The sequence below is a fragment of the Allobosea massiliensis genome (genome assembly GCF_042655245.1).
Classification (GTDB): Bacteria; Pseudomonadota; Alphaproteobacteria; order Rhizobiales; family Beijerinckiaceae; genus Allobosea; species Allobosea massiliensis.
In genome coordinates this window covers 45,118-52,374 of sequence record NZ_JBHSLU010000043.1, presented here as the reverse complement: position 1 = coordinate 52,374, position 7,257 = coordinate 45,118, and the positions used below count along the sequence as shown (strand labels likewise).

10 protein-coding genes and 1 pseudogene are annotated in these 7,257 nt (G+C 62.8%); 3 read left to right on the top strand and 8 right to left on the bottom strand.

Translation table 11 applies throughout. From position 1 onward, the window contains the following. Nucleotides 1-72 precede the first annotated feature (72 nt). Both ACFPN9_RS14490 and ACFPN9_RS14485 read right to left on the bottom strand, forming a co-directional pair. Nucleotides 73-549 carry a hypothetical protein gene (locus tag ACFPN9_RS14490; RefSeq protein WP_377817209.1) on the bottom strand — a complete coding sequence of 159 codons (477 nt, stop codon included), beginning with the start codon at nucleotides 547-549 and terminating at the stop codon, nucleotides 73-75. Then, nucleotides 512-697, bottom strand: coding sequence for a hypothetical protein (locus ACFPN9_RS14485; protein ID WP_067254014.1), 186 nt, complete (start codon nucleotides 695-697; stop codon nucleotides 512-514). The genes ACFPN9_RS14490 and ACFPN9_RS14485 overlap by 38 nt, the downstream gene beginning before the upstream one ends. 495 nt (nucleotides 698-1,192) lie before the next feature. Here ACFPN9_RS14485 and ACFPN9_RS14480 point away from each other — a divergent pair, with 495 nt between their 5' ends. The 3 genes from ACFPN9_RS14480 (at nucleotide 1,193) to ACFPN9_RS14470 (ending at nucleotide 2,568) form a co-directional block, all read left to right on the top strand. Further along, nucleotides 1,193-1,396, top strand: a complete 204-nt coding sequence (locus ACFPN9_RS14480; protein ID WP_156449779.1) for a hypothetical protein — start codon at nucleotides 1,193-1,195, stop codon at nucleotides 1,394-1,396. Beyond that, nucleotides 1,393-2,238 (top strand): type IV toxin-antitoxin system AbiEi family antitoxin domain-containing protein, encoded by an 846-nt coding sequence (locus ACFPN9_RS14475; RefSeq protein WP_305681360.1) that lies wholly within the window; start codon nucleotides 1,393-1,395, stop codon nucleotides 2,236-2,238. Before ACFPN9_RS14480 ends, ACFPN9_RS14475 begins: the two co-directional genes overlap by 4 nt. A 180-nt stretch (nucleotides 2,239-2,418) precedes the next feature. Continuing rightward, a complete protein-coding gene (locus tag ACFPN9_RS14470; RefSeq protein ID WP_156449854.1) occupies nucleotides 2,419-2,568 on the top strand; it encodes a hypothetical protein in 150 nt (49 codons plus the stop codon). Between the two features lie 77 nt (nucleotides 2,569-2,645). On the opposite strand, the pseudogene ACFPN9_RS14465 reads toward ACFPN9_RS14470, so the two are convergent. The 6 genes and pseudogenes from ACFPN9_RS14465 to ACFPN9_RS14440 all read right to left on the bottom strand — a co-directional run. After that, nucleotides 2,646-2,762: pseudogene (locus ACFPN9_RS14465) on the bottom strand (HAD family hydrolase); the annotation flags it as partial. 14 nt (nucleotides 2,763-2,776) lie between these two features. After that, the gene (locus ACFPN9_RS14460) at nucleotides 2,777-3,460 is read right to left on the bottom strand and encodes an HAD-IA family hydrolase (protein WP_068078398.1); all 684 of its coding nucleotides are present in this window, start codon (nucleotides 3,458-3,460) and stop codon (nucleotides 2,777-2,779) included. Further along, the gene (rpe, locus tag ACFPN9_RS14455; RefSeq protein WP_068078395.1) at nucleotides 3,457-4,137 is read right to left on the bottom strand and encodes a ribulose-phosphate 3-epimerase; all 681 of its coding nucleotides are present in this window, start codon (nucleotides 4,135-4,137) and stop codon (nucleotides 3,457-3,459) included. The genes ACFPN9_RS14460 and rpe overlap by 4 nt, the downstream gene beginning before the upstream one ends. A 17-nt stretch (nucleotides 4,138-4,154) precedes the next feature. Beyond that, a complete protein-coding gene (gene cbbX, locus ACFPN9_RS14450) occupies nucleotides 4,155-5,087 on the bottom strand; it encodes a CbbX protein (RefSeq protein ID WP_068078392.1) in 933 nt (310 codons plus the stop codon). 236 nt (nucleotides 5,088-5,323) lie between these two features. Further along, entirely contained in the window at nucleotides 5,324-5,746 is a 423-nt protein-coding gene (locus ACFPN9_RS14445; RefSeq protein ID WP_068078389.1) for a ribulose bisphosphate carboxylase small subunit, read from the bottom strand. An 11-nt stretch (nucleotides 5,747-5,757) separates the two neighbouring features. Then, nucleotides 5,758-7,218, bottom strand: coding sequence for a form I ribulose bisphosphate carboxylase large subunit (locus ACFPN9_RS14440; protein ID WP_068078378.1), 1,461 nt, complete (start codon nucleotides 7,216-7,218; stop codon nucleotides 5,758-5,760). Nucleotides 7,219-7,257 lie beyond the last annotated feature (39 nt).

Below are 7,257 nucleotides of genomic sequence, written 5' to 3'. Positions count from 1 at the left end.
CCCCTCGAACGCTTCAGGCCAATCCGGGCTAACCGCTTCAATCCAAACAACTTCAAATTCCCTTAGCGTGTATTAATGTAGAAATGCCCACGGAGCCCCCAGATGCTGGATCAGCGAAAAGACATCGCCCTTGGCGTCCGACAGCGGATCGAACCAGCCCCGGCCTTCGTGGATCACGATGATGATGTCGCTGCCGCGCCGGTGCTTGACGGCGCGGCGCGTGCTCTCCTTCAGATCGATGGCGAAGCCGGCTTTCTCCAGCACCGCCGCACACAACACGCGCCCCTTCAGTTCTTCGAGTTCTCGTTGCTCCATCATCTCTCCCGGCGCTTTACGTCCGGCCTTTCCTGCTGCGTCGTCCCTCCCGCACATCTCGCGGGTCCAAGCCCAACCGCCGCGAAGAGCGGCGCCTGCAAGGGCGCGGATCGACCTTCGACGGGAAATGAGATCAATCGTTCGCGGCGCAGCCTCCCTTGCGGGCGACCGCTCGCTTGCGGCGCCCACTCCCGGCTCAGTGAGCCGGCCGGCGATCATGAGGGTCGAACTCATGGATGACGTGGAGCTCGTCTGCGTCGTCGATCTCGTCGCTCGGCAGCACTCCATAGGCGCCATCGATCTGGAAGACCGTAATCGGGACCATCAGCGTGCGAGCGAGTGCGAAGGCGTGGCTCTGGGCAAGGACAAGATCGTTCGACATTGTGAGGCTCCATCCGGGAGCGGGGGAATTCCCGCTCGATGGCTCCTCGAAGGGCCGGGGCCGGTCGCGATCACCGCGAAGGCGTCAGCCGCAGCGGCGGCACGCTCGCGTAGCCGACCCCTTGCGGGTTGATCGTGGAAGATCCGGAACCGGACCAGGACGCCATCGCAGAAGAGCGGGATTGCGCTGCTCTCGGTGGACCTGGCTTCATGGCAACGACGCTCTTCGCCGAAAAACACCTGCCGCCGCATGACGATTACCTGGACCTTCGCGAGATTCATCTTCGCGTGCATCGGGATCCGCTCCACCTCTGCCGCAACCTTGTCCGGTGCAGGAATTCGCCCGTCAGACCATCGGCCCGCGTGCGGGCTGCCCGTCGCTGCGCAGCGTAGTAGGCGCCAAATTCGTCGACCTGGGCGAGTTCATGGACATCGGCTTGCCATCGTCCGCCGGATTGCGCCGCCTCTCCACCCCGCGTCAGGGATGGACGCCCGCATGGGTGAAGACCCGCAGGGGCTTCAGCTTCGCCGACAGCCCGGCCCGCAGGGAGACGCCATCTCAGCCCTTCAACTCAGCAGGATAGCCGGCCCGGCTACTTTGAAAAAGATTGCTGTTGTCAACGCTCGTTTGACATCAGGTCAAATCCAAAAAATCCGCGCTCGCGCTCACTTTGAGTTCATGGAATATTGTCAAACATGAATGGACAAGGCGCGTCGAAGCTGAAGCTACTCCTCCAGGCCATCCCGCCGGGTTTTCTGGTGGATATGGCTTGGATGACGCGCCACGCCATCTCGCGACAATCGGTTTCGGCCTATGTGAAGCAGGGCTGGCTGGAGCGAGTGAGACAAGGCCTCTACCGCCGCCCCTTTACCACCGGCGCAAGTCGAGAAGCCGCCACGGGATGGAAAATACCATTGCTCTCCGCTCAATGGATCATGGGACATAGCTTCCATGTCGGAGGGGTAAGCGCCCTCGGCCTTCACGGTCATTCGCACTATCTGCAGTTGGGCGGCGACGCGGCGATCTATCTCTACGGCTCGGCCATGCCGACATGGCTGGTCGAGCTGCAACCCGATCCACGGTTCGTCCGGCGAAACGACGCGCTGTTCGGTGAGCAGCCGACAGGTGTTGAAGATAGCGAATTCAGCCTGTCCGACGGCCCGGACGCGGAGTTCACCCTCAGCCCCTGGCGTTGGCCGATACGGATGTCGTCGGCAGAGCGAGCGATCCTCGAGGCGCTTGATGAGCTGCCAAACAATGAGAGCTTTCACACCCTCGACATGACGTTTGAGAGCCTGGTCAATCTGCGCCCGAACTTGCTGACGACGCTGCTCGTCCAATGCCAGAGCGTGAAGGTCAAACGTCTGTTCTTCGTCTATGCCGACAAACACGCTCAAGCTTGGCGCAAGCATATAGACATGTCGCAGATCGACATGGGGCGTGGCGATCGCGCTCTCGCCGCAGGCGGGCGACTGCATCCGACCTATCGGATCACCGTGCCGGCCGACCTGTTGCCGCAGGAAGCTAGCCATGGCGCGTGAGAATGGCAGGCGCTAACACACGGCGCCGAAGCAGAGACGGGCTCTGCGAGGAAGTGCATGTGAATAGCGTCCAGATCCGGGCGTGCGCAAGCAATCTTACTATCGTTGCAGGCGTGCAGTCAGTTCATGAATCCTAGCGCCAGGACACACCCGCCGAGCGATCTTGCAAAGGTGCGGATGATGGGTGAGGTAGATCACCTGCCCAACCAGCCCCATCTGGCCGACGAGCTGGAACGCCTTCTCGGTCCGGAAATCGTAAAATATCCCCGTGGTATTCAATACTTACAACAGCTTCGACACAATGTGATTGCAGATAATTTAGGAATCTGAGCTGTTCGATTCTCGTATTTTAAGTGCACGCTATGGCGAGAACGGCCGCATTCTTGTAATTAGCTGCCAAGTGACAACCAATTCCAACCGAGATTCAGTGCCTCGAATGAATCGTTGAGACTTAGCCGATCGAGTTCTTCGGTCTCGGCCAGTGTCCCATCGAGATCGAAAATCATCGCCTTCGGCCAATGCATGACGGCGCGGTCACTCATTCTGCAACCAGCCCCTTGCGCAACTCCTCCATGCTCATGACCACACACGGCTTGTCCATGTCGGGCAAATCATAGCGCCAAGCACCGAAATTGACCCCGATGAAGGCAGTGTCCGCGTTCAACGCCGTGAGATAATCGACACGCATGTCGCCGACATAAACGGTCGCGTCCGGAGTGGCCCCGAGCTCCTCAATCACGGCCAGTAGCGACGATGGATCGGGCTTCATCGCAAAATGCCCGCCGCCTATCCACCCATCGATGATCTCAGCCGCCCCAAGCATCTGCAAGACGCGTCCGGCGAGATCATGCGGCTTGTTGGTGCAGACGCCCAACCTGACTCCGTCGCGCCGCAGCCTTCGCAGCAGGTTTTCCGTGCCGGGATACAGCGTGGAGGCGTTGACTGGCACGGAATGAGCGAATGTCATGAAACGCTCCGTCACCCTGTTGCATCGATCCGGATCGACAGCGGCGCCCTGATGGTCGATCGCCTTCCTCACAAGGGCCGCGACGCCATCGCCAATCATGGTGCGGACATTGGCCAATGGAACGGTCGCGAGGCCCTCGCAGCTCAGCGCATGGTTGAGAGAACTCGCGATGTCCGCAGCGCTGTCGACAAGCGTGCCGTCGAGATCGAAGATGACCGCGCCCAGCTTTGATCGCGGCTTGTGGCGATACTTCATGGCGTCACGTTCACGGCGGCGGCACGGATCGCCTCCATCCTGGCGCGATAGTGAGCGGGTCCGTCCTTCAATACGGCCGACCCGGCGACAAGCGTGTCCGCGCCTGCCGCGTATAACGCGCCGGCGTTCGCCGGTCCGACGCCGCCATCCACTTCGATGCGCAGACTCAAGCCCCGGTCGCGCGCCATACGCCGCACGGCTGCGACGCGATCGACGGCGTCGGGAATGAAGGCCTGGCCGCCGAAGCCCGGATTGACGCTCATGACCAAGACGAGATCGACCAGCCTGATCACCGGCTCTATCACCGCGAGCGGCGTCGCGGGGTTGAGCGTGACGCCGACCTGCTTGCCGAGACCTCGTATGGTCTGCAGCGAGCGATGGAGATGAGGCCCGCTCTCGGCATGAACCGTGATCACGTCCGCTCCTGACATGGCGAAAGCCTCGAGGTAGTTATCCGCTGGCGAGATCATCAGATGGACGTCGAGGACCTTGTCGGTGTGCGGGCGTATGGCCTGCACCACATCCGGCCCAAAGGTGATGTTGGGCACGAAATGCCCGTCCATCACGTCGCAATGAATCCAGTCGGCGCCGGCGGCGTCCAGCGCACGAACCTCCTCGCCAAGACGGGCAAAATCGGCCGATAGGATCGACGGCGCGATCAACAGCGGGTTTGGCATTGTCGGAATCTCCACTACTAGGCCGCCGAGACGCGGCTGTCGGCAGCCTGGGCGAAGATGCGGCTGGCGAGGATGTCTTCGGGCTCCAGCGTCATGATCGTCTCGGCGTTCAGCGGCGCGTCGAGATCGGCTACGAGCCGGTTGGCCTGGCGCAGGCGGGCGCGGTCGAGCGCGTTGCGGATCGATCGTGCGTTGGAAAAAAGCGGCTGGGATTTCCGCGCGGCGATGTATCTGCGGAAGGCGTCCTGCGCCGCGCTGCTGAAGCGGTAGTTCTGGCCGGCCAGCATCAGCTCGGCGATGCTGAACAGCTCCTCGTCCCCGTAATCGGGAAAATCGATGTGGTGGGCGATGCGCGAGCGAAAGCCCGGGTTCGAGCGGAAGAACGTCTCCATGCGCTCGGCATAGCCGGCGAGGATGACGACGAGGTCGTCGCGCTGGTTCTCCATCACCTGCAGCAGAATCTCGATCGACTCCTGGCCGTAGTCGCGCTCGTTCTCGGGCCGATAGAGGTAATAGGCCTCGTCGATGAACAGCACGCCGCCCATCGCCTTCTTCAGGATCTCCTTGGTCTTGGGCGCGGTGTGGCCGATATATTGCCCGACGAGATCGTCGCGCGTCACCGAAATCACATGGCCGCGCCGGACGAAGCCAAGCCGGTGCAAGATGTCAGCCATGCGCAAGGCGACCGTGGTCTTGCCGGTCCCCGGATTGCCGGTGAAGGACATGTGCAGCGTCGGCTGGCCGGCGCTGATGCCCATCTTTTGGCGCACCTTTTCGATCAGCAACAGCGAGGCGATCTCGCGGATGCGGGTTTTGACCGGCTTCAGACCGATCAGCTCCCGGTCGAGCTGCGCCAGGACCTCAGCGATGCCGGCACCGTCGAATTCCTCGCGAAGGGAGATGCTGGCGGGCGGGCCGCCGCCTGGGTTCTCGTCCGTATCCTCAGACACGGGCTGCGCCCGATGACAGGGTCCGCGCCAGCGCTGGGCGGCCAAGCTCTTCCCCTCCCTCTTTTGGGGAGGGGATAGGAGTGGGGGGCGAAAGACCGGGCGAGCGGTTTGCAAGAGGGTGCTGGCGGTTGTGCTTGATCGATATGAAGCTCACCCAGCCGTTCGCCCCCCCTCTCCAACTCTCCCCCACGAGGGGGGAGAGAGAGCGCGAACTCATGAGAGACCGAGCCTGCGCCTCAAGACCCATAACGCTCCCCTTCCGGCCGGTCGGTCGCGTAGGCATGCGTCACATAGCGCTGCTGGCGGCCTTTGGCCTCCTGCCGCTCCAGCCGGAAGCCGGGCTCGACCTTGGGCCGGTTAACCATGAAGGAGATCCGCACCGACTCCCAGCCATGGCCGGCGTCGAAGCCAGACATCCGGATATAGCGCTCGCCATAGACCCGACGGCACTGGCTGAGCTCCATCATCACGCCGGCCGGGTCCTTGAGGTCGTACATCGGCAAGCCCCACATCTCCCAATAGGTGTTGCGGGGATGCGGGTCATCGGTGAACTCGATGTTCACCGCCCAGCCCTTGTCGAGGCAGTACTGAACCTGCGCCTTGATCTGGTCGTCGGTCAGGTCGGGCAAATAGGAGAAGCAGCCTTGGGTCACGCGCATAGTCGTCCTCCTCACATCGAGACGCTGGCGACGGGCGCGAAATCGGGCGCGTCGGTGGATTCGTAGTTGAAGGCGACGTTGCCCCAGGTCTCCAGCGCGGCCTTCAGCGGGCTGCAACTCTGGGCCGCCTTCGCCAAGATCTCCGGGCCCTCGTGCAGGTAGTCGCGGCCCTCGTTGCGGGCCATAATCATGGCCTCCAGCGCGACGCGGTTGGCGGTGGCGCCGGCCTGGATGCCCATCGGATGGCCGATAGTGCCGCCGCCGAACTGCAGCACGACGTCCTCGCCGAGATGGTCGAGCAGCTGGTGCATCTGGCCAGCATGGATGCCGCCCGACGCCACCGGCATCATCTTGTTCAGGCTCGCCCAGGGCTGGTCGAAGAAAATGCCGTGTTCGAGCTTTTGCGGATTATGATCCTCGCGGCAGATGTCGTAATAGCCGCGCGTCGTCGCCGGATCGCCCTCGAGCTTGCCGACGACGGTGCCGGCATGGATATGGTCGATGCCGGCGAGCCGCATCCATTTCGCGATGACGCGGAACGAGACGCCGTGGATGCGCTGGCGCGTATAGGTCGAGTGCCCGGCCCGGTGCAGGTGCAGGATCATGTCGTTCCGGCGCGCCCATTTCGCCATGGACTGGATCGCGGTGTAGCCGATGACGAGGTCGATCATGACGATGCAGGAGCCGAGCTCGGCCGCGAACTCTGCCCGCTCGTACATGTCTTCCATCGTGCCGGCGGTGACGTTGAGATAGGTGCCCTTGACCTCGCCGGTCGCGGCCTGCGCCTTGTTGACCGCCTCCATGCAGTAGAGGAAGCGGTCGCGCCAATGCATGAAAGGCTGCGAGTTGATGTTCTCGTCGTCCTTGGTGAAGTCGAGCCCGCCCTTCAGCGCCTCGTAGACGACGCGGCCGTAGTTGCGGCCAGACAGCCCGAGCTTGGGCTTCACGGTCGCCCCCAATAGCGGCCGGCCGAAACAGTTCAGCCGCTCGCGCTCGACGACGATGCCGGTCGCCGGCCCCTGGAAGGTCTTCACATAGGCGGTGGGCAGCCGCATGTCCTCGAGCCGCAGCGCCTTCAGCGGCTTGAAGCCGAAGACGTTGCCGATGATCGAGGCCGTCAGGTTGGCGATCGAGCCCGGCTCGAACAAATCGAGATCATAGGCGATGTAGGCGAAGAAGGAGCCCGGCGCGTTGGGCACCGGATCGACGCGATAGGCTTTCGCCCGGTATTTCTCGGCGGCCGTCAGCCGGTCGGTCCAGACCACGGTCCAGGTCGCAGTGGAGCTCTCTCCCGCCACGGCGGCCGCCGCCTCGATCTCGTCGACGCCGTCTTGCGGGGTGATCCGGAACAGCGCGATGATGTCGGTGTCCTTGGGGACATAGTCGGGTTCCCAATAGCCCATCTTGCGGTATTCCATGACGCCGGAGCGGTAGCGCTCCTTGCCGGTCACCGTCAGGGATTGCTGGTTCATCTGGGAGCTCCTCGGTGGTGGCTGGTTGGACAAGAGGTT

Coding starts and splice junctions, on each gene's coding strand:
- ACFPN9_RS14460 (WP_068078398.1), bottom strand. CDS start 3,460: ATGAAGTATCGCCACAAGCCGCGATCAAAGCTGGGCGCGGTCATCTTC.
- ACFPN9_RS14470 (WP_156449854.1), top strand. CDS start 2,419: ATGGGTGAGGTAGATCACCTGCCCAACCAGCCCCATCTGGCCGACGAG.
- ACFPN9_RS14485 (WP_067254014.1), bottom strand. CDS start 697: ATGTCGAACGATCTTGTCCTTGCCCAGAGCCACGCCTTCGCACTCGCT.
- rpe (WP_068078395.1), bottom strand. CDS start 4,137: ATGCCAAACCCGCTGTTGATCGCGCCGTCGATCCTATCGGCCGATTTT.
- ACFPN9_RS14490 (WP_377817209.1), bottom strand. CDS start 549: ATGAGTTCGACCCTCATGATCGCCGGCCGGCTCACTGAGCCGGGAGTG.
- ACFPN9_RS14475 (WP_305681360.1), top strand. CDS start 1,393: ATGAATGGACAAGGCGCGTCGAAGCTGAAGCTACTCCTCCAGGCCATC.
- ACFPN9_RS14445 (WP_068078389.1), bottom strand. CDS start 5,746: ATGCGCGTGACCCAAGGCTGCTTCTCCTATTTGCCCGACCTGACCGAC.
- ACFPN9_RS14480 (WP_156449779.1), top strand. CDS start 1,193: ATGGGTGAAGACCCGCAGGGGCTTCAGCTTCGCCGACAGCCCGGCCCG.
- ACFPN9_RS14440 (WP_068078378.1), bottom strand. CDS start 7,218: ATGAACCAGCAATCCCTGACGGTGACCGGCAAGGAGCGCTACCGCTCC.